The sequence below is a fragment of the Allobosea sp. RCC_152_1 genome, from assembly GCF_041360765.1.
GTDB classification, from domain to species: domain Bacteria; phylum Pseudomonadota; class Alphaproteobacteria; order Rhizobiales; family Beijerinckiaceae; genus Allobosea; species Allobosea spartocytisi.
The window spans coordinates 385,343-406,051 of record NZ_JBFUPU010000003.1 but is presented as its reverse complement, the minus strand read 5'-3'; the positions used below and the strand labels follow the sequence as shown (position 1 = coordinate 406,051).

18 protein-coding genes and 1 tRNA gene are annotated in these 20,709 nt (G+C 66.6%); 12 read left to right on the top strand and 7 right to left on the bottom strand.

Features of this window, described 5'->3' with window-relative positions; genetic code table 11:
• Positions 1 to 13: 13 nt before the first annotated feature.
• Both AB6806_RS13755 and AB6806_RS13750 read right to left on the bottom strand, forming a co-directional pair.
• Entirely contained in the window at positions 14 to 1,567 is a 1,554-nt protein-coding gene (locus AB6806_RS13755; protein ID WP_370954761.1) for an ABC transporter substrate-binding protein, read from the bottom strand.
• Positions 1,568 to 1,578: 11 nt separating this feature from the next.
• Positions 1,579 to 2,904 carry a M20 family metallopeptidase gene (locus AB6806_RS13750; protein WP_185748072.1) on the bottom strand — a complete coding sequence of 442 codons (1,326 nt, stop codon included), beginning with the start codon at positions 2,902 to 2,904 and terminating at the stop codon, positions 1,579 to 1,581.
• A 135-nt stretch (positions 2,905 to 3,039) separates the two neighbouring features.
• On the opposite strand from AB6806_RS13750, the gene AB6806_RS13745 reads away from it, so the two are divergent.
• The 8 genes from AB6806_RS13745 to AB6806_RS13710 all read left to right on the top strand — a co-directional run bounded on the left by AB6806_RS13745 (position 3,040) and on the right by AB6806_RS13710 (position 12,441).
• Complete coding sequence (locus tag AB6806_RS13745) at positions 3,040 to 3,849, top strand: GntR family transcriptional regulator (protein WP_081925032.1); 810 nt, start codon at positions 3,040 to 3,042, stop codon at positions 3,847 to 3,849.
• 159 nt (positions 3,850 to 4,008) lie between these two features.
• Positions 4,009 to 4,908 (top strand): LysR substrate-binding domain-containing protein, encoded by a 900-nt coding sequence (locus tag AB6806_RS13740; protein ID WP_038357708.1) that lies wholly within the window; start codon positions 4,009 to 4,011, stop codon positions 4,906 to 4,908.
• A gap of 107 nt (positions 4,909 to 5,015) precedes the next feature.
• Positions 5,016 to 5,987 (top strand): ABC transporter permease, encoded by a 972-nt coding sequence (locus AB6806_RS13735; RefSeq protein ID WP_038357710.1) that lies wholly within the window; start codon positions 5,016 to 5,018, stop codon positions 5,985 to 5,987.
• Complete coding sequence (locus tag AB6806_RS13730) at positions 5,987 to 6,907, top strand: ABC transporter permease (RefSeq protein WP_142023365.1); 921 nt, start codon at positions 5,987 to 5,989, stop codon at positions 6,905 to 6,907. Before AB6806_RS13735 ends, AB6806_RS13730 begins: the two co-directional genes overlap by 1 nt.
• A gap of 3 nt (positions 6,908 to 6,910) precedes the next feature.
• Entirely contained in the window at positions 6,911 to 7,882 is a 972-nt protein-coding gene (locus AB6806_RS13725) for an ABC transporter ATP-binding protein (RefSeq protein WP_142023366.1), read from the top strand.
• A complete protein-coding gene (locus AB6806_RS13720) occupies positions 7,879 to 8,904 on the top strand; it encodes an ABC transporter ATP-binding protein (protein WP_142023367.1) in 1,026 nt (341 codons plus the stop codon). Before AB6806_RS13725 ends, AB6806_RS13720 begins: the two co-directional genes overlap by 4 nt.
• A gap of 13 nt (positions 8,905 to 8,917) precedes the next feature.
• A complete protein-coding gene (locus AB6806_RS13715; protein ID WP_370954760.1) occupies positions 8,918 to 10,498 on the top strand; it encodes an ABC transporter substrate-binding protein in 1,581 nt (526 codons plus the stop codon).
• Entirely contained in the window at positions 10,495 to 12,441 is a 1,947-nt protein-coding gene (locus AB6806_RS13710; RefSeq protein WP_370954759.1) for a CocE/NonD family hydrolase, read from the top strand. The genes AB6806_RS13715 and AB6806_RS13710 overlap by 4 nt, the downstream gene beginning before the upstream one ends.
• 47 nt (positions 12,442 to 12,488) lie before the next feature.
• Here AB6806_RS13710 and AB6806_RS13705 read toward each other — a convergent pair whose 3' ends face one another.
• From AB6806_RS13705 to AB6806_RS13695, 3 genes are all read right to left on the bottom strand, one after another.
• Positions 12,489 to 12,842, bottom strand: coding sequence for a hypothetical protein (locus tag AB6806_RS13705; protein ID WP_370954758.1), 354 nt, complete (start codon positions 12,840 to 12,842; stop codon positions 12,489 to 12,491).
• Positions 12,843 to 13,213: 371 nt separating this feature from the next.
• Positions 13,214 to 14,350, bottom strand: coding sequence for a GGDEF domain-containing protein (locus AB6806_RS13700; RefSeq protein ID WP_370954757.1), 1,137 nt, complete (start codon positions 14,348 to 14,350; stop codon positions 13,214 to 13,216).
• 1,108 nt (positions 14,351 to 15,458) lie between these two features.
• Positions 15,459 to 15,545 (bottom strand) — tRNA-Leu (locus AB6806_RS13695).
• A gap of 268 nt (positions 15,546 to 15,813) precedes the next feature.
• Here AB6806_RS13695 and AB6806_RS13690 point away from each other — a divergent pair.
• Both AB6806_RS13690 and AB6806_RS13685 read left to right on the top strand, forming a co-directional pair.
• A complete protein-coding gene (locus AB6806_RS13690) occupies positions 15,814 to 16,818 on the top strand; it encodes a complex I NDUFA9 subunit family protein (protein WP_038357720.1) in 1,005 nt (334 codons plus the stop codon).
• A 30-nt stretch (positions 16,819 to 16,848) separates the two neighbouring features.
• Complete coding sequence (locus AB6806_RS13685) at positions 16,849 to 17,517, top strand: HAD family hydrolase (protein WP_370954756.1); 669 nt, start codon at positions 16,849 to 16,851, stop codon at positions 17,515 to 17,517.
• Positions 17,518 to 17,597: 80 nt separating this feature from the next.
• On the opposite strand, the gene AB6806_RS13680 is transcribed toward AB6806_RS13685, so the two are convergent.
• Positions 17,598 to 18,593: a 2-hydroxyacid dehydrogenase gene (locus AB6806_RS13680; protein ID WP_038357724.1), complete on the bottom strand. Its 996-nt coding sequence runs from the start codon at positions 18,591 to 18,593 to the stop codon at positions 17,598 to 17,600.
• Positions 18,594 to 18,787: 194 nt separating this feature from the next.
• Between AB6806_RS13680 and AB6806_RS13675 the strand changes: the two genes are divergently transcribed.
• Positions 18,788 to 19,303: an SH3 domain-containing protein gene (locus tag AB6806_RS13675; protein WP_112764829.1), complete on the top strand. Its 516-nt coding sequence runs from the start codon at positions 18,788 to 18,790 to the stop codon at positions 19,301 to 19,303.
• 71 nt (positions 19,304 to 19,374) lie between these two features.
• Here AB6806_RS13675 and irrA read toward each other — a convergent pair whose 3' ends face one another.
• Positions 19,375 to 19,839 carry an iron response transcriptional regulator IrrA gene (irrA, locus tag AB6806_RS13670; protein ID WP_191125447.1) on the bottom strand — a complete coding sequence of 155 codons (465 nt, stop codon included), beginning with the start codon at positions 19,837 to 19,839 and terminating at the stop codon, positions 19,375 to 19,377.
• Positions 19,840 to 20,107: 268 nt separating this feature from the next.
• On the opposite strand from irrA, the gene fabA reads away from it, so the two are divergent.
• Positions 20,108 to 20,620 carry a 3-hydroxyacyl-[acyl-carrier-protein] dehydratase FabA gene (gene fabA, locus AB6806_RS13665; RefSeq protein ID WP_038357728.1) on the top strand — a complete coding sequence of 171 codons (513 nt, stop codon included), beginning with the start codon at positions 20,108 to 20,110 and terminating at the stop codon, positions 20,618 to 20,620.
• The last annotated feature ends 89 nt before the right edge of the window (positions 20,621 to 20,709 follow it).

The window sequence follows — 20,709 nt, the reverse complement described above, 5'->3', positions numbered from 1 at the left end:
TGCCCGTTTCCGCTCAGCCGCGCTTCGGCGCGTTGGCGCCGAGCGAGACGAAATCGAGCCGGTAGACCGAGCCGCGCGGGTGGAGCTCATAGCCCTCCACCCAATCGCGCTGCCCCGCCAGCAGATCGAAGAAGGCCGGAATGATCGAGGGCACCTCCTCATACATCAGCTTCTGCGCCTCGGCGTAGAGCGTGCGGCGCTTGGCGTCGTCGATCGTGGTGCGGGCCTCGGAGACCAGCTTGTCGAAAGCGGCGTTGTTCCAGCGCGTCTCGTTCCAGGCGGCGTTGGAGGTGTAGAGCAGCGAGAAGATGGCGTCGGCCGTCGCCTGCATGTTGTAGAAGCCGACATAGAACGAGCCCTTCTTCCAGACCTGGTCGAGATAGGTCGCGTGCGGCATGGTCTCGACCTTGATGTCGAAGCCGGCGGGCTTGGCCATCTCGCGCAGCGCGACGGCAAGCTGCGTGCGCTGGCCCGGCCGGTCGGAGGCGATCAGCGTCGCTTCGAGCCCCTTGGGGTAGCCGGCTTCGGCGAGCAGTGCCTTGGCCCTGGCGATATCAGCCTTCTTGGCCGGCAAATCGGCATAGAAGCGGTAGGCGGGGTTGAGCGGCGTGTCGTTGCCGGGCGAGCCGAAGCCTTCCGTCACGAAGTCGACCATCGCGGCGCGGTCGACGGTGAGCGCCAGGGCCTGGCGCACGCGGACATCGTTGAAGGGCTTCTGGTCGCAGCCGAAATTGACGTTGCAGAACTGGCCGGAGGCCAGGCGCAGCGCTTTGACGCCGGAGGCCTTCTGCAGCCGGCCGAACTCGGTCGGCGGCGTGGTGCCGAGCAGGTCGGTGTCGCCGGAGATCAGAGCGGAAGCCTCGGCGCTGACATCCGGGAAGACCAGGACCTCGATCTTGTCGAGATAGGGGCGGGCCTTGTCGTAATAGGCGTCGTTGCGGGTGACGACGACCTGTCGCTCCGGCTCGAAGGAGACGAGCTTGAACGGGCCGGTGCCGATCGCCTGGCGGTCGAGCTTTTCAAGGCCGCCCTTGATGACGGCGGCGGGAACGATCTTGGCGTTGAGATAGGCCAGCGTCACCGGCAGGTCGGCGAAGGGCGCCGAGAGCGTGAAGACGACCGTCGTCTCGTCCTTGGCGGCGACTTTCGCGACAGGCCCGATATTCTGGCGGGCGGGCGAAGCCGTCTTCGGGTCGAGGATCGCCTCGAAGGTTGCGACCACATCGGCGGCCGTGCAAGGCGAGCCGTCATGGAAGGTCAGGCCCTTGCGGAGCACGAAGGTCCATTCGGTGAGATCGGCCGAATTCGTCCAGGACTCCGCGAGGTCGGGCTCCGCGCTCATATCGACCTTCAGCCGCGTCAGGCTCGAATAGAGCAATTCGGCGACGAGATATTCCGGGTTCACGCGGGTCACGAGCGGGTTCAGCTTGGAGACCGCCTGGTCGACGCTGACGCGCAGCGTGCCGCCGCGGCGCGGCGTCTGCGCGAAGGCCGGGACGCCGGACAGGGCGAGGCCGCTCAGAGCGGCGGAAGCGGCGAGGAAATCGCGACGATGGATGCTCGGCATGGAACGCTCCTTCAGCTCAGGGACGGGCTCAGATCGGGATTGATGTCGGGCCGGAAATCGGCGGCGAGGTAATTCAACACGGCCTGCGCCAGCGAGACGATGTCGCCGCTGGTGGTGTGCTCGCCCGGCGCATGGATATTGCGGGAGGGCCGGCCGAGGCCGCCGAGCAGGACTTCCCTGTGCCCGGTGGCGCGCTGGACCCAACCGAAATCGGAGGCGCTGGCAGCGCCCCAGCGGCGGAACTCCTCCGGCGCATAGCCGAAGCCGGAGCCAACCGCCGCCTGCCAGCGCGGCCAGTGCGGCCCGCCCGGATCGTCCGTCGGGGCGAGATGGCCGACGAGGGCCGTCTCGACGGTCAGGCCCGGGACGGAGGCGATGGCGCGCCTGATGGTCTCCTCGATTTCGGCCAGGGCGGCCTCGAAGGATTCTTCCGGCGCGTAGCGGCGGTTCAGCGTCATCTCGACAAGGGCGGGAACCTGGCCGCCTGAGGTGCCGCCCTTGATCGTGGCGACGTTGAGCTGTCCCGTGAGCGGCGGCTTGCCGGGCGGCGGCGGCAGAGCCGATGCGCGCGAGGCGATCCGTGCCTTCAGAGCGGCGAGTGCATTGAGCAGGGGCAGCGCTCCGTCCATCGCGTTGTGCCCGAGCCCGCGGCGGTTACCCTCGCCCGCATGAACGGCCTCGCCATGGATTCGCACCAGCAGGTTGAACAGCCCGAAGCAGCCGGCCCAGATCCGCGCCTCGGCGCTGCCGTTGAAGTTGACGATGTGGCCTTCGAGCCGGCCCTGCTCGGCGAGGTAGCGGATGCCGGGGTACAGCCCGCCTTCCTCGTCGGTGCAAAGCAGCAGCATCGGGTCGTAGGCGAGCGGGACGCTGCAGGCTTCGGCCGCCCGCAGGGCCAGCAGCACCGCGGCGACGCAGCCCTTCATGTCGGCGGCGCCGAGGCCGATCAGGCACTCGCCCTCGCGCTCCATCCGCAACGGATCGGTCTTCCAGCCGGCCGCGGCCGGCACGGTGTCGACGTGGAAATAAAGGCCGCAGACCGGCCGCCCGCTGGCGCGGCGGGCGATCAGATTGGTGCGCGGGCCGGCGGCCGGGCCGTGCGGAACCTGCCACAGCGCTTCCGGCACGGTGACGCGCTCGGTCGCGAAGCCGAGCGGCGCGACGAGCTCTTCCATCAGCCCGGCGAAGTCGTCATAGCCCAGGCCGGGCGGGAAGGAGGTGTCGACCGCGATCATCCGGCCGAGGTCCGCGATGGCACCTTCGGCATGGGCCGAAATCCAGTCGCCGGCCTGGGCCAGCGCCGACGCATCCTGCCGCGGGGAGGTGGTCCCTGACATGCCTCAGCTCCGCCACGCCGCGCTTGTCCAGCGCTGGCACGATCTGCGATGGAACCACTGAAACGCCGCAGTTGGCTGCGCCATTTGCGGATCCTCTTCTTTCATATAAACTATATAGAAATAGGACCGAACGGCATGCCTTCTGTCAATGCCAAAAAACCGACGCGTGCTGCCGCCGGAACAGGCAACGGCGCCGATGGGCCGCCGATCCTGCCCAATTTCGGTGCCGGCGAGGCCGCTCCGCTCTATGAGCGCGTCAAGAGGCACATGTCGGAGGCCATCCTCGTCGGCGAGTGGCCGCCCGGTATGGTGCTGCCCAACGAGACCGCATTGGCCCAGGGTTTCGGCATCGCTGTCGGCACGGTCCGCCGGGCGATGAGCGATCTCGTGGCGGAGGGCCTGCTCACGCGCCGCCGCAAGACCGGAACGGTCGTGACCGGGCGCACGCCGCATCACAGCCTGCGCTTCTTCTTCCAGTATTTCCGCCTGCACCGCGCCGATGGCAGCCTCGTGCGCTCGACGAGCCAGTTCCTGAGCATCGAGGCGCAGCCGGCGACGGAGGCGCAGGCCGAGGCACTGCGGATCAGGACCGGCGGCGTGCTCAAGATCCATCGCATCCGTCAGGTCGATGGCCGCCCCGTGATGCATGACAAGCTGGTGATGGCGGAGGAAAGGCTGCCCGGCTTGCCGCGCGATCCTGCCGAGCTGCCGCCGCTGCTCTATCTCCATCTGGTGGAGCGCTACGGCATCCGGATTTCCGCCGTGCGCGAGCAGATCACGGCCGATCTCGCCAGCGACGAGGATATCGCGCTGCTCCAGCTCGGCGGCAGAGAGGCGATCCTGACCATCGACGAGGTCGCCTACGACCAGGCGGGCGTGCCCACCATCCTCGGCTGGCATCGCGCCACGACGGCTGCCCATATCTATGTCAATGAGGTGCGATAGGCGCGCGGTTCTGGCCCATCTGGAACGGGCGTGCAGCGCGGACTTTGACACCAACCCAATTTGTCCGGTTTGCTGATCGGCCGGCGAGCACCGGCATCGCTTTCGGATCAAGACGATTTCGCGTGACCTCGTGCCGCCGCAGCCTGTGAACACCAGCCCATGAAGATCCGGCAGATCGAGATATTCCGCTCCGTGATGGCGGGCGGGTCGACCATCGCCGCCGCCGCGACGCTCGGCCTGTCGCAATCGGCGGTCAGCCGCCAGCTCGCGCAGCTCGAGGAGGAGCTGGGCTTCGAGCTTTTCGAGCGCAGCAAGGGGCGCCTGCTTCCCCGGCCGGAGGCCTTCGCCCTGATGGACGAGGTCGGCGAATTGACCTCTCTCGTCGCGCGATTGAAGCGCTATACCGAGGATCTGCGGGCGGGCACCGTCGGCCAGCGCTTCCTCAAGGTGGCGGTGCCGCATTCCTTCATCGCGACGCTGATGCCGGAGGTGATCGAGACCTATCTGTCGCAGCGTCGCGACGCCTCGATCGAGCTGATCGGCGGCCATTACGACGCCATCGAGCAGATGATCCTGGCGCGCGTCGCCGATATCGGCTTCGTCGGCCTGCCGCCGCGCGACAAGGGCTTCGATGCCCGCGAGATCGTGCGCTCCGAATCCGTCTGCATCATGCCGGCAGGCCATCCGCTGGCCGCCAGGGCGAGCCTGACGCCGCGCGACCTGTCCGGGCACGGCATCATCATGCTCGGCCGCCAGCGGCCGGCGCGTCTCGCCTTCGAGCGGCAATTGCGGCGCGCGGGCGTCTTTCCGATCGTGCGTATCGAGGTCCATTCGGTCGAGGCCACCTGCGGGCTGGTCGCGCGCGGGCTCGGAGTCGCCGTGGTGCCCGAGCTCATCGCCGGGCTCTATCGGCATCTGCCGATCGAGCAGCGTCCCTTCAGCCCGTGCATCCACGGCGCCTACGGCATCGTCACCCTCAAGGGCGCGCCGATGTCGCGCTCTGCCGAGGCCTTCATCGAGATCCTGAAGAGCCGGCTGGAGGCGGAGGCGACGGCATAGCCCGATGCGCTTTGCGCATACGGTTGCGCGCGTTTCCGGCGCCGCCCATGGTCGCCGGGACACGTGAACGGCGATCACGCCGCCGTGCCGGACGCCGGGAGCCTTCGATGACCGTCTTCGTCATCCGACGATTGATGCAGAGCATTCTGGTGCTGGCCGCGACGGCCGTCATCGTCTTCATCGGCGTCTACGCCATCGGCGACCCGGCGGAGATGCTGATCGCGCCCGACGCGACCGCGGCCGAGCGGGCGCAGGTCGAGGCCTCGCTCGGCCTCGACAAGCCGCTCCCCGTCCAGTTCCTCGCCTTCCTGGGCAATGCGCTGCACGGCGACCTAGGCCGCTCCTTCGTGTTCAACCAGCCCTCGATCTCGCTGATCCTGGAACGCCTACCGGCGACGCTGGAGCTCGCTCTGGTCGCGATCCTGATCGCGCTGGTGCTCGGCATTCCGCTCGGCCTGATCGCTGGCCTGAAGCCGCGCTCCGTCACCGACGAGACGATCATGACCGGGTCGATCCTCGGCTTCAGCCTGCCGAATTTCTGGCAGGGCATGATGCTGGTGATGATCTTCTCGGTCTGGCTGGGCTGGCTGCCCTCGAGCGGGCGCGGCCCGACCGGGCACATCTTCGGCATCGAGACCAGTTTCGCCTCCTGGGAAGGCATCCGCCACCTCATCCTGCCGGCGATCAATCTCGCTCTGTTCAAGCTGGCGCTCGTCATCCGTCTGACGCGGACCGGCGTGCGCGAGACCATGCCGCTCGATTTCGTGAAATTCGCCCGGGCCAAGGGCCTCACCGAGCGCCGGGTCGTGCTGGTGCATGTGCTGAAGACGATCATGATCCCGCTCGTCACGGTGATCGGCATGGAGATCGGTTCGCTGATTGCCTTCGGCGTCGTCACCGAGACGATCTTCGCCTGGCCCGGCATCGGCAAGCTGCTGATCGACTCGATCATGCGGCTCGACCGCCCGGTGGTGGTCGCCTATCTGCTCGTCGTCGTCAGCCTCTTCATCCTGCTGAACTTTGCGGTCGACGTGCTCTATTCCATCCTCGATCCGCGCATCCGGCTGGGGCGGAACTGATGGCTCTCGCGAAACCTGCCCTGTTCGCGGCGCTGCGCCCCGACGCCGACAGCCTGCTTGCCCGCTCGCTGGCGGGCATCCTGAAGAGCCCGAAGGCGACGATCGCCGCCTGCGTCTGCATCGCGCTCATCCTGGCCGCCCTCTTCGGCCCGGCCCTTGCGCCACAGGACCCCTACGATTTGTCGACGCTCGACATCCTGGATTCCAAGCTGCCTCCCGGCTCGGAGAGCATGACCGGTTCCGCCTACTGGTTCGGCACCGACGTGCAGGGGCGCGACATGCTCTCGGCGATGATCTACGGCCTGCGGACCTCGCTTCTCGTCGGTGTCCTCGCCGGTCTCGTGGCGCTGCTTGTCGGCACCGTGCTCGGCCTCTCGGCCGCCTATTTCGGCGGGCGGATCGACAGCCTGATCATGCGGTTGGTCGATTTGATGCTGGGCTTTCCGACGCTGCTCGTCGCGCTGATGCTGCTCGCCATTCTCGGGCAGGGGGTCGGCAAGGTGATCTTCGCCCTCGTGCTGGTGCAATGGGCGATGTTCGCGCGCGCCGTTCGCGCTGCGGCGCTGGTCGAGAAGGGCAAGGACTATATCGAGGCGGCGCGCATGCTGGGCCTGTCGCGGCCGCGCATGCTCTTCGGCCACCTCCTGCCGAACTGCCTCTCGCCGCTGATCGTCATCGGCACGCTCCAGGTCGCGAATGCGATCTCGGCCGAGGCGACTTTGTCCTTCCTCGGCATCGGCCTGCCGATCACGCAGCCCTCTCTCGGGCTGCTGATCGCCAATGGCTATCAGGTGCTGCTCTCCGGCCAGTACTGGATCAGCGTCTATCCCGGGCTTTTGCTGCTCATCCTCGTCTTCAGCATCAACATCGTCGGCGACCGCCTGCGCGAAGTGCTGAACCCCCGTCTGGCGGAGCGCTGAGCCATGACCCCGGTGCTCGTCGTCGACAATCTCGAAACCCGGTTCGGCAGTGGCGCCGGCCTGGTCCGCGCCGTGGACGGCGTCTCCTTCAGCATCGACCGTGGCGAGATCCTCGGCCTCGTCGGGGAATCCGGCTCGGGCAAGTCGATCACCGGCTTCTCGATCCTCGGCCTGATCGAGCCGCCCGGCCGGGTCGCGGGCGGGCGCATCCTGTTCCAGGGCGAGGATCTGGTCGGGTTGCCGAGCGAGCGCCTGCGGCGCCTGCGCGGCAAGAAGATCGCGATGATCTTCCAGGACCCGATGATGACGCTCAATCCCGTGCTCTCCATCGAGACGCAGATGGTCGAGGCGGTGCTCGCCCATGACGCGGTCCCCTGGAAGGAAGCGCGCGAGCGGGCCCGCGACACGCTCGGCCTCGTCGGCATTCCCTCTCCGGAGGAGCGGCTGAAGGCCTATCCGCACCAGTTCTCCGGCGGCATGCGCCAGCGCGTCGCCATCGCCATCGCGCTGCTCCACCGGCCCGACCTCATTATCGCCGACGAGCCGACGACGGCGCTCGACGTCACCATCCAGAGCCAGATCCTGTTCGAGGTGCGCCGGCTGGCGACGGAATTCGGCATGGCGCTGATCTGGATCAGCCATGATCTTGGCGTTGTCGCCAGTCTCGCCGACCGTATCGCGGTGATGTATGCCGGCCGCATCGTCGAAACCGGCTATACCGACGACGTGCTCGACCGGCCGGCTCATCCCTATACGCGCGGCCTGATGGATGCTTTGCCTGCCAACGCGGCGCGGGGCGAGAAGCTGCGCCCGATCCCCGGCCTGTCTCCCTCTCCGCTGGCACGGCCGGGCGGATGCGCCTTCCGCACCCGCTGCTTCGCCGCGACGGAGATCTGCCAGCAGGAACCCGTGTTGCAAGGCGGCGATCACAGCTTCCGCTGCCACCATCCGCTGCCGGCCGGAGTTGCGGCATGAGCGAGGTGCTGATCGAAGGGCGCGGTCTGGTTCGGCGCTTCTCCCGTGGCCTGGATGCGGCGGAGAAGCTCGCCAGGGCTCTCGGTGCCAACGTCTCCGAGGAGGTCGTCCATGCCGTGGAGGGCGTCGACATCGCCATCCGGCAAGGCGAGGTGCTCGGTCTCGTCGGCGAGTCCGGCTGCGGCAAGTCCACGCTCGGCCGGTTGCTGGCAGGGCTCCTGCCACTCACCGAGGGCAGCCTGCTCTGGCAGGGCAGGGACGTCGCCTCGCTGTCGCGCAGCGAGGCTCTGGAGATGCGCCTGGCCGTCCAGGTCATCTTCCAGGACCCGATGTCATCGCTCAATCCGCGCAAGCGTGTCATCGATCTCGTCGGCGAGGCGCCGCGCGTCCACGGCCTGATCCGGCACGGCGAGGTCGACGACTATGTCGCCGAACTGCTTGAGAAGGTCGGCCTCGACCCTTCCTACCGCAAGCGCTACCCGCATCAGTTCTCCGGCGGCCAGCGCCAGCGCATCGGCATCGCCCGGGCGCTCGCGGTGAAGCCGCGGATGATCGTCTGCGACGAATCGGTCTCCGCCCTTGACGTCTCGATCCAGGCGCAGGTCATCAACCTGTTCATGGATCTGCGCGCCGAGCTCGGCCTGACCTACCTCTTCATCAGCCATGATCTCAGCGTGGTGAAGCACGTCAGCGATCGGGTTGCGATCATGTATCTCGGCCGCGTGGTCGAGACCGCGCCGGCCGAGGCGTTCTTCGCCGCGCCGAACCACCCCTATGCGACGGCGCTGCTGCGCGAACTGCCCTCGGTCAAGGAGCGGCGCCGCAGCTTCACCCCGATCCGGGGCGAGATTCCCTCGCCGCTGTATCCGCCGCCCGGCTGCACCTTCCACCCCCGCTGCCCGCGCGTCTTCGCGCCTTGCGCGCAGGCCCGGCCGCTCCTGAAGCCGGTCGCCGAACGGCATCTCAGCGCCTGCCATCTCAACGACGCCCCGGCCGTGCCGCTGCCGGCCGGTGGCGCCTGAAGAGGAGAGTTCGATGACCCGCAAGCACCGCCTCGCCGCGCTCCTCCCGCTGCTGGCAAGCCTCGCCTCGCCGGGATCGGCGTGGGCCACCGACCTCGTCATCGGCACGGCGAGCGAACCCTCGGCGATGGACCCGCTGTTTTCCCGCACCGGGCCCAACCAGAACATCGCGATGCAGATCTTCGACCGGCTCGTCGAGACGGATGCGCATCTGGGCATGCATCCCAGCCTCGCCGAGAGCTGGGCGGCGCTTGATCCGACGACCTGGCGGGTCAGCCTGCGCAAGGACGCCCGCTTCCAGGACGGCAAGCCGGTCACGGCCGACGATGTCGTGTTCTCGCTGGAGCGCGCCCGGAATGTCCCCAACAGCCCGGCGCCCTTCTCCAACAACGTCTCCGGCGTGGCTTCGGTCAAGGCGCTCGATGCGACGACGCTGGAGGTGAAGACCGATGTCCCGACGCCCGACCTGATGGAGAGGATCGGCTTCGTCTACATCCTCGAAAGGGCCGCCGCCGAGGGCAAGAGCCTGCAGGACTACAACAAGGGTGAGGGGCTGGTCGGCTCCGGCCCCTACAGGTTCAAGGAATGGGTGCCGGGGGACCGCGTGGTCCTCACGCGCAATGACGGCTATTGGGGACAAAAACCCGCCTTCGAGACGGTCACGATCCGGTTCATCGCCAATGACGCCGCCCGCGTCGCGGCCTTGCGCTCAGGCGCGGTCGACCTGATCGACGGCGTCCCGCCCGCCGATCTGCCCGTGCTGGAGAAGACGGCGGGGCTCAAGGTCCATGCGATCCCCTCGGCCCGGCTGATCTATCTGGCCCTCGACACGGCGCGCGAGGAAAGCCCCTTCGTCACCGACAAGGAGGGCAAGCCGCTGAAGCCGAACCCGCTTCGCGATCTGCGGGTGCGGCAGGCTCTTGCCAAGCTGATCAACGTGCCGGCGATCGTCGAGCGGCTGCTCAACGGGGCGGGAGTCCCGGCCGGCCAGCTTGTGCCGGGCGGCGTGGCAGGCTTCGATCCCGCGCTCCAGCCCGTCGCCTACGACCTCGCCGGGGCTAAGGCGCTGCTGCAGCAGGCCGGGCTGAAGGACGGTTTCGGCATCACCATCCATTCCTCGAACGACCGCTTCGCCGGGGACAAGGACATCGCCCAGGCGATCGGCCAGATGTTCGCGCGCGGCGGCATCAAGGTGAACGGCGTCGTGGCGCAGCCCTACAATGTCTATGCCGGCGCCGCGAGCCGCCAAAGCTTCTCCGCCTTCATCTTCTCCTTCGGCACGACGACGCCGACCGCCGGCCCCGGCCTGCGCAACCTGTTCATGACCGCCGACCCCAAGGCCGGAACCGGTGGCTTCAACCGCGCGCGCTATTCCAATCCGGGCTTCGACAAGGCGCTGGCGGAAGCGCTGACGCAGTTCGACGAGGGCAAGCGGATCGCCTCGATCCAGGCCGCGACGAAGATGGTCTTCGCCGAGCTGCCGGTGGTCCCGCTCTACTGGCAGAAGATCGCCTGGGCCTCGAAGGCCAACATCACCTATGAGCCAAACATGGCCGAGGACACCTCGGCGGCGCGCGCGGGACTGGCGAAATGAGCACCCTGTCGATGAAGGGCGGTGCTTCGGCCGCTTCCGAACGCTCGCCTGCGGCGGAAGCTGCCGGCGATGTCGTGACGCTGAAGGACGTGATGGTGACGATGCGGGACGGCGTCCGGCTCGCCACCGACATCCATCTTCCGGCGCGGGACGGCCGCGCTCTCCCGGGTCCTTTTCCCGTCGTGATGGAGCGCACGCCCTATGGCAAGGCCGAGCGCTCGCGCGCCGAGATCGGCCGCGGCGAGGCCAGCCCGATGGCGCGCTCCGACGTGGCCGCCCATTTCGTCCGGGCCGGCTATGCGGTGGTCTATCAGGATTGTCGCGGCCGCTACGGCTCGGAGGGCGAGTTCGTCAAATACATCTCCGATGCCGAGGATGGCTACGACACCTGCGCCTGGCTCGTCGCGCAACCCTGGTGCAACGGCAAGATCGGCACGATGGGCCTGTCCTATGCCGCTCATACCCAGGCGGCGCTGGCCTCGCTGACGCCGCCCGGCCTTACCTGCATGATCCTCGATTCCGGCGGCTTCTCGAACGCCTTCCTCTGCGGCATCCGGCAGGGTGGTGCCTTCGAGCTCAAGCAGGCGACCTGGGCCTATAACCGGGCGCAGGAAAGCCCGGACGCGCTCGCCGACCCCGTCGTCGCCGCCGGCCTCGCGGCCGAGGACCTGCATGCCTGGTTCCGCGTGATGCCATGGAGCGAGGGGCGCTCGCCGGTGCGCTGGGTGCCCGAATACGAGACCTATCTGCTCGACCAGTGGCGCGCCGGGACCTTCGGCCCCGAATGGAAGCGGCCGGGGCTGTGGCTTGAAGGCTTCTACGACGCGGTTCCCGACATCCCGATCATGCTGATGTCGAGCTGGTACGACGTCTATGTGAAGACCACTTTCGACAATTTCGCCGGCTTGAGCGCAGCGGGCCGCCGCCACGTCAACGTCATCATGGGCCCCGGCCTGCACGGGAACCGCCAATCCACCTTTGCCGGCGACGTATCCTTCGGCGAGGCCGCGCCCTTCGACGGCAATGTCGGCACGAGCTGGCTCGATTTCCGCCGGCGCTGGTTCGATCGCTGGCTCAGGGACGAACCCAACGGCCTCGAGGCCGATCCCACCTTGCGCCTGTTCCTGATGGGCGGCGGCTCCGGCGAGAAGGACGCCGAGGGGCGGCTCGTGCAGGGCGGCCGCTGGATCGAGGCTTCGGCCTGGCCGCTGCTGGGCACGCAGCTGCAGGATTGGTATCTCCACGGCAATGGCGTGCTGTCGCAAGAGCAGCCGGCTCACGACGCCCCGCCCCTGAGCTATGATTTCGACCCGGCCGATCCGGTGCCGACCATCGGCGGCGCGCTGACGAGCGGCCAGCCGATCTTCGAGGGCGGCGGTTTCGACCAGCGCGAGGGGCCGCGCTTCTTCGGCTCGCGCGCTGCCGGCATGCCGCTGATCGCGCGCCGCGACGTGCTCGCTTTCGAGAGCTTGCCTCTGGAGCAGGACATGGCCGTGATCGGGCCTATCACGGTCGAGCTCTGGGTCGCCTCCGACGCGCCCGATACCGACTTCACCGCCAAGCTGGTCGACATGCATCCGCCCTCCGCGGACTACCCCACCGGCTTCGCGCTCAACCTGACGGACGGCATCTTCCGCTGCCGCTATCGCAACTCCTGGGAGAAGCCGGAGCCGATCGAAACGGAGGTTCCGTTCCGCATCGCCATCGAGCCTTTCGCCACGGCGGCGCTGTTCAAGGCCGGGCATCGGATCAGGCTCGACATCTCCTCCTCGAACTTCCCGAAATTCGACGTCAATCCCAACACCTTCGATCCGGAAGGGCGAGGGCGCCGGCGGCGGATCGCCTGCAACACGGTCTTCTGCGACGGGCAGCGTGCCTCGCGGATCATCCTTCCGATCATGCCGGTATCCTCGCTGCGCGACCTGTCGAGCATCGCGCGGTGATGGGGAGCATGTTCGAGCAGCGCAGCCTCGGGCTTGCCTGACGAAATTCAGTCGGCCCGCCAATTGAGTTCGACGGCGCTGCGTCCGACCGTGCGGTTGTAGCGGATGGCGGCCTGGATCGTCTCCTCGATGCCGGGGCGGTCGGAGCTGCGCGGGCAACCCGTCGTCTCATGCGGCAGGCCCTGCTGCGTCAGCCAGCCTTCCCAGGCGCGCTCCAGGGCGTCGAGGCTCCGCGCCGTCTGGAAGGGCTGCGACAGGTAGAAGCGCTGCTCCCGATCCGAGCCGGCATAGCAGTAGCGCCAATCGGCTGCCCAGGCCGCCTGCGACGGCAGCAGGATGGCCAGCAGAACAAAAACGGCTCTCGCCGCGCCCCTGCGGCCATGCCCGGCTCTTTCGAGCATTTTCGCCATCAGATGTCCATGCTCATCGCCGTCAGCCCACAGAGCCGCGTGCAGGGCAGGTCTCGTGCCATGTCCCGCAGCCTATCGCGGCAACCGGACGGGCATAGGCCTATCCGCGGGTTTGGCTGGTCGGGATGCCGATAACGGCGCGCCGGGCGGGAGCGTGGGCGACCTCTCGGGGAACGGAAGCATGGGATCGTGTCGGGCGTGATTCGACATTCCGTGAAGCGAGCATCCCAATTTGAGGCCCGGCGTGGCCAGGTGCGGCGCGATCGAAGACGAGATCGATCCGGTCGATGTCGGCTTCGCCCGATAGCGGACAGTCGGTCCGGCGTTTGCAGTAGCCCTCTGAGATGGCATATTAGTGTGGCTTACTCGGCAAGATGAACGCGATCTCGACCGTTGCCCTTTGCCCTATAGAGGGCATGATCGGCTCGCTCGATTAAAGACGGGAGGCCTTCATCCTCCCGCGCAATCGCGACGCCAAAACTGGCCGTCGGGTGTGCCTCACCCGCTACGGTATCAAATGCGATTTGTTTAAACGCTGTTCTTATCTCTTCCGCCAATTGGTAGGCAGAGGCGCTCGCGTTCGAAGGCAACAGGATTGCGAATTCTTCACCACCAAGACGCGCCATGATCGCATCGCCGGGCGCCTTCTGCTTGAGAACCTCGGAAAACCTCCGAATGATCAGGTCGCCGCCGCTATGGCCGAATAGATCGTTGATCGATTTGAAGTGGTCGAGATCAGTAAGGATCATGGCAGGCGGGTTGCCGGCCGTCCGCTCGGCTAATGCTCTTAGTGCGCGCGGTTCGAAGCCGCGGCGATTGAACAATCCGGACAGGGTGTCGATCAGTGCATCAGTCTTGATTTCATCCATCACGTCGCTTGCAATAACCGCAAGCACACCAACAGCAGTCATCGCGCAGATAAGAGCATCGGAAATCGAAACGACAAGCCAGTAGGAATCTTCGAACCGCTCGCCGGAGGCCCCTGACGCGATCAGGAAGAGCGGGCGAAGAAGATAGCCTGCGCAAGATACGAGCAACAACCCGAGGAGCACCTGCTCGACCGGCGAGCGGCGCGGCGCCCTCGCGACATCCCACAACATCACGAGGCTGAGCAGGGCCAGCCCAGAATTGAGGATGATGACGCGGGCGAGCAGGTTCGGTTCGATGAACTGATAATAGTAGAGCGGTCCGAGCGTGATCGCAGCGATAGCAAGGAGAGCGCCGTAGCGAGGCTGTCGTAAGCGCCGATTGGACAAGCCGATAGAGAGCAGCATGATCGCGAACAGGAGGAAGATGTTCGCCGAATATCGCAAAACCGGATTTTCAAGGGAGAAGGCAAAGTAGAAAATGCCGAAGCACAGCGACCGAATCCCATAGGATAGGCCGAGCACCCCTATATATTTCAGGGCGCGATTGTTTCGCCATATCGTTAGCAGTGCGATACAGAATATCGCAGCCATACTCGTGTTCAGCAAACCTATGACATTGTAATAGTTCATAGATCCAATCAGAAACGAAAATCCGGAACCCGGCTCGCGTGATCGGAGAGGTTGCCATGATCGCGGTAAAGGCGAAGTGAACGTCATCCCAAAGTGAACGACCGCTATCGAGTGCAGCACCGAGGGCGTTGCGGGCCTTCACGTTGGGAGGATTGGCCGTCCCGAGGAAAAACCGGATGTCCTGTGCCTTCGGGGCAATCGTCTTTTCAACGACCCTCTCACCGAGCGGAATCGCCGTTGGAGCCGGCTGACTGACAACGGGAAGCGCCTATCCGGAGATTGGAGATGCCCCGGCTTTCAGCTCTGCCAGCGCGGCGGCATGCCCGAGAAAGGCAACGAAGCCGTCCACGGTGTTGCTGTAGCTCTCACAGGTGCTCGGCTTCCGGCCAGTCGCCTGCGCTTCCTCCCACCAATCCGCAAGGATGCCTGTCAGGCTGGTCTTGCCGGCTGGCTTGGTAGTTTTAGGCTCCTCCGCTGGTTTCGATTCGGGGAACCGGGAAGCCCTCGGGGCGGGGCTATAGTCGTCCTCGGCATTCCGCTTGAGTTGCGCGGCGGCTTGCTCGGATGCTTCGCTGATGGCGACAAGGAGCCGCCCTCGGGGGCCGCTTCGATGTTGAGGCCGTGTCGGGCCAGCAACTTATCCACCTCCGGACCAAGCCACTGCTCCAGCTTGCCAGCGTCGCAAGCCTGCCGCTCGATCCTAAGACAGTGCTCCCGAACGGAAGGACTGCCGGGCTCGTCGGATAGTTCGGTTGTCAGCTCCAGATAGAAGACGCCGGCAAGGGCGATGACTTGCTTCTGTGCAGGGCTTCAGCCGGCGAGCGGAGCGCTCCCCTGTGCTTCTCAACCTCGGCCGCGATATTCGCGTGAAGAGCGCGGGCCTCGGTATGGTCCTTTGTCCGGAGCGAACGAAGAACCTCGCGTTTCCAACGGTCGCCCGCAGGTCCTTTGGGACGACCCTGCGAAACCAATAGACGCCTGTTTTGGGATGCTTGAACGGCCTGGCCATTGCTAGGACCATGTGGATCACCCGGTCGTATAACTCGGGCGTCCACTAAGCCATTGATATCAGCTAAGGTGCTGACAAACCACCACTCTGGTAGATGAGTGGTGCCCAGGAGAGGACTCGAACCTCCACGCCCTTGCGAGCGCCAGCACCTGAAGCTGGTGCGTCTACCAATTCCGCCACCTGGGCAACGGCGGCTCGTTTACGGGGGGCTGATCGCGCTGTCAACGGCATCCGGAAAGAATTGTGTCGGCTTCGTCATGCGGCTGTTGAAAATCGCCGGTCCGCTGCGGCCCGGCACCCGCCGGAAAGCCGGCTTTCCCGGCTCTAGGCCCGCGATGGACCATGCATCCGCATGCCGGCATGGCCGTTCTGCGCTGCATCGCCGCAAAAGGGATTTCCACTTTCGCGGAACATGATCTAGGAGGGCAGAAGCATTCTAAACGGAGCTTTCCCGATGGCCCTTCAAGCCCCGGCTCAGCAACTCGTCACGGTCTTCGGCGGCTCCGGCTTCGTCGGGCGCCATGTGGTGCGTGCCCTGGTCAAGCGCGGCTACCGGGTGCGCGTCGCCGTGCGCCGGCCCGATCTCGCAGGCTTCCTGCAGCCGCTCGGCACGGTCGGCCAGATCCATGCCGTGCAGGCCAATCTGCGCTATCCCGCCTCGGTCGCTGCGGCGGTCAAGGGCGCGGATGCGGTCGTCAACCTCGTCGGCATCATGAACGAGCGCGGCCGGCAGAGCTTCGCCGCCGTCCAGGCCAATGGCGCGCGCACTGTGGCGCAGGCCTGCGCTGCGGCGGGAATCGACCGGCTGGTGCAGATCTCGGCGCTCGGTGCCGCTGCCGAATCGCGCTCGGCCTATGCCCGCACCAAGGCGGAAGGCGAGAGCGCCGTGCGCCATATCGTGCCGCGCGCGGTCATCCTGCGGCCCTCCGTGATGTTCGGCCCCGAGGACGATTTCTTCAATCGTTTCGCCTCCATGGCGCGGATGATGCCGGTCCTGCCGCTGGTCGGGGACGGCAGCGCCAAGCTCCAGCCGGCCTTCGTCGGCGATGTCGCCGAGGTCGTGGCGCGTGGGGTCGACGGTGCGCTGGAGCCCGGCCGGACTTATGAGCTCGGCGGGCCGGAGGTGATGAGCCTGCGCGAGCTCGTCGAGGATGTCTGCAAGGTCATCGGCCGCAAGCGCCTGATCCTGCCCTTGCCGCTGCCGTTGGCCGGAATCATGGCGCGGGTACTGGAAGTGGTGGATACGCTGACGCTCGGGCTGCTGCCGAACGAGCTCAAGCTGACCCGCGACCAGGTGACGCTGCTCGGCAGCGACAATGTCGTCTCTGCGGCTGCGAAGGCGGAGGGGCGCGATTTCGCCGGCCTCGGCATCGCGCCGGTTTCGGTCGAGGTCGAGGTGCCGTCCTATCTCTGGCGCTTCCGCAAGACCGGCCAGTTCGACACGGCGCGGGCGAGCTGATCGCGGCTCCCTGATTCGGCGAGGAAGGCGATGCCGTTCGATCTCGTCATCTATGATTGCGACGGCACGCTGATCGACAGCGAGACGGTCTATAGCGAGGTCAGTCTCGCCTTGTGTCACGAGATCGGGCTGACGAGCTGGACGCTCGATGACTACGACACGCAGATGGTCGGCATTCCGCTCGCTGACGGCTTCAAGGTGATCGAGGCGGCGCTCGGCCGGCCGCTTCCCGCCGATTTCGAAGGCCGCGTCGAGGATGGCGTCGCCGCCCGTCTCGAACAGGAGTTGCGGGCGCTGCCCGGCGTGCACAGCGCTTTGGAGTGTCTCGTCGGGCGCCGCTGCGTTGCCTCCTCGACCAGCCTCGAGCCCTTGCGGCGCAACCTGGCCCTGGCCGGGCTGATCGAGCTGTTCGACCCGCATGTCTTCTCGGCCTCGCAGGTCGCGCGCGGCAAGCCGGCGCCGGACGTCTTCCTCTTCGCCGCTGCGGAGATGGGCGCAGAGCCGGCCCATTGCCTGGTGCTGGAGGATTCGGTCCCCGGCGTGCAGGCGGCGCGCGCGGCGGGAATGCGGGTCGCCGGCTTCACCGGCACGGCACGCGACAAGGCGGCGATGCGCGAGCGCCTGCTGGCGGCCGGTGCCGCCATCGTCGTGGACAGCTATGCGGATTGGCCAGGAGCGGTGGCTTCGCTCGCGGCCTGAGCGACCCTTTCAGCTCTCATCCTGAGGAGCCGCGCAGCGGCGTCTCGAAGGATGTTCGAGACGGCCTTTCGGCACTCTCCTCAGAGCATGCTCGGCAGCACGCGGTCCGGCGGCTTGTGGCCGTCCATGAAGGTCTTGATGTTGACGATGACCTTCTCGCCCATATCGGCGCGGCCTTCATGGGTGGCCGAGCCCATATGCGGGAGGACCACGACCTTGTGCTGGCGTGCGAGCTTGAGCAGGCGCGGATTGATCGCGGGCTCCTGCTCGAACACGTCGAGCCCGGCGCCGGCAAGCTCGCCGGCTTCCAGCATCCGGGCAAGCGCCGTCTCGTCGACGATCTCGCCGCGCGCGGTGTTCACCAGAATGGCGTCGGGCTTCATCAGCTTGAGCCGTCGGGCCGAGAGCAGGTGATAGGTCGCCGGCGTATGCGGGCAGTTGACCGAGACGACGTCCATCCGCGCCAGCATCTGGTCGAGCGAATCCCAATAGGTCGCGCCGAGCTTCTCCTCGATGCGGGCATCGACCCGGCGGCGGTTATGGTAGTGGATCGACAGGCCGAAGGCGGCGGCGCGCTTCGCCACGGCCTGGCCGATCCGGCCCATGCCGACGATGCCGAGCCGCTTGCCGGTGATCCGCCGGCCGAGCATCCAGGTCGGCGACCAGCCGGCCCAATCGTCTTCGGGGATGACGCGGGCGCCTTCCGCGATGCGCCGCGCCACAGCGAGGATCAGCGCGATCGTCATGTCGGCGGTGTCGTCGGTGAGGACGCCCGGCGTATTGGTGACGGTGATGCCGCGCTGCACGGCGCTGGCGACGTCGATATTGTCCACGCCGTTGCCGAAATTGGCGATGAGCCTGAGCTGGTCGCCGGCCTGCGCGATCACCGCGGCGTCGATCTTGTCGGTCACGGTCGGCACCAGCACATCGGCGGTTTTCACCGCCTCGACCAGGGCGGCCTGCGACATCGGCTTGTCGTCGATGTTGAGTTGGGCGTCGAACAATTCGCGCATCCGGGTTTCCACCACGGCCGGCAGCTTGCGGGTCACCACGACCAGCGGCTTCTTCTTCGACATGGTGACTCCCCTTCCTGGCACACCGGATTGACCGCTTCTCCTCAACCCACCGTTAACCGTGGTGGCTCAGGAATGGAGCGATCGTGCAGCCCGGCTCCTGTTTGTCTAGGCGGCGCGATGGCGGATGACAACTTGACCCTTCGCCTGAGAGCGGAGCGGGTCGCGTGGGAGAGCAGCCGATGCTGAGCTTGCGGATGAGATGCCTTGCCGTGGCGGGCTTTTTCATCGCCGCGATGGCAACGGGCGCGCAGGCTCAGGACATGCAGGCCGGTTCGGTGACGGGCCTGCCCGTGCCGCGCTATGTCAGCCTGAAATCGGACCGGGTGAATCTGCGCGAAGGGCCGTCGAAGGAGCATCGCACGCGCTGGGTCTATCAGCGGGCCGGCTTGCCCGTGGAGGTCACGGCGGAATTCGAAACCTGGCGGCGCGTCCGAGATTCCGACGGAACCGAAGGCTGGGTGCTGCACAGCCTGCTTTCGGGGCGCCGGACGGCGCTGGTCGCGCCCTGGTCGCGGAACAAGGCGGAGCTGTTTCCGATGCGCAGCGCACCCGATGCCGACGCCACGGTCGTCGCCGAATTGCAGCCCGGGGTGGTGATCGGCGTCACCTCATGCGTCCGCGCCTGGTGCCGCGTCAGCATCCGTAACGTCACGGGCTATCTGCCGCAGGAACGGCTCTGGGGCGTTTATCCCAACGAAAACGTCGACTGAGGCCATCAGCCGCACCGTTTCGGGCGGGCATCGGCCGGAAAGCGCATCAGGGAGCCGGAAAGGGCGGCGCCTCAGTCGCCGATCTTGCGCAGCCGCACGACCACGTCGACATGGGAAATCTCGTAGCCCTCCGGCGGGGTGGGCAAGGTGGCGACGTCGATCTCCCGCGCGGGGATGTCGATGACGCGGTTCTCGCCTTCGACCACGAAATGATGGTGGTCATGGATCGCCGTGTCGAAATAGGTCTTGTTGCCGTCGATGACGAGCTCGCGCAGCAGCCCGGCTTCGGTGAACTGGCGCAGCGTGTTGTAGATCGTCGCCAGCGAGACCGGGATGCGTTCCTTCGCCGCCTCCTCATGCAGCATCTCGGCGCTGATATGCCGGTCGCCCTTGGCGAAAAGCACCCAGCCGAGCGAGACGCGCTGCCGTGTCGGCCGCAGGCCCACGCGGCGCAGCTTGTGGCGGACGTCATGGAACGGGCAACCCTGCCGCACGGTCGATCCATAGGCCTCGTCGCGGGAAACCTGATCGCTCATGCCTCTGCTCTGCCCTTCTTGCTGCAACGGGCGTCCTGCGCTCCGCATCATCTGCATTCGATTGGAAATGTAGGACTTCGAACGAGGGCTCGCAAGCGCGGGCTCATGCCAGCATGCTGACAATCGCGCGGGTTGAGCTGCCCCGAGCGCGTCAGCGTGCCATGTGGGTGAATGTGCCTGCGCCCTTTCGTTCCCGGCGTCGGGCATGTTAGGCACGCAGGCGATATCCACCGGTCGAATGCGGCCGAGACAAGGCAACGGAGCGGGAATGCAGCGTCAATCGTCTTTCAGCTACGAGGAGATCCTCGCTTGTGGCCGCGGGGAACTGTTCGGGCCGGGCAATGCGCAACTCCCGCTGCCGCCGATGCTGATGTTCGACCGTATCACAGAGATCACCGAAGAGGGCGGCGCCCACGGCAAGGGCGGTGTCCGCGCCGAATTCGACATCAAGCCGGACCTCTGGTTCTTCGACTGCCACTTCAAGGGCGATCCGGTGATGCCGGGTTGCCTCGGCCTCGATGCGCTCTGGCAGCTCACCGGCTTCTTCCTCGGCTGGCTCGGCCTGCCAGGGCGGGGCAGGGCGCTCGGCGTCGGCGAGGTCAAGTTCGCCGATCAGGTGCTGCCGAGCGTCAAGCGCGTGGTCTACGGCGTCGACTTCAAGCGCGTCTTCAAGTCGAAGCTCGTCCTCGGCATCGCCGATGGCTGGCTGGAAGCCGATGGCAAGCGCATCTACACTGTCAGCGACATGCGCGTCGGGCTGTTCAAGCCCGAAGCGGCCTGAGGAAAAACGCAGCCCGACCTTGCGTCCGGCGGCCTTACGGTCCATTTGCGCGATTGAGAATCCTGAGCGGCGAGGCCTGCCTCGCCGTG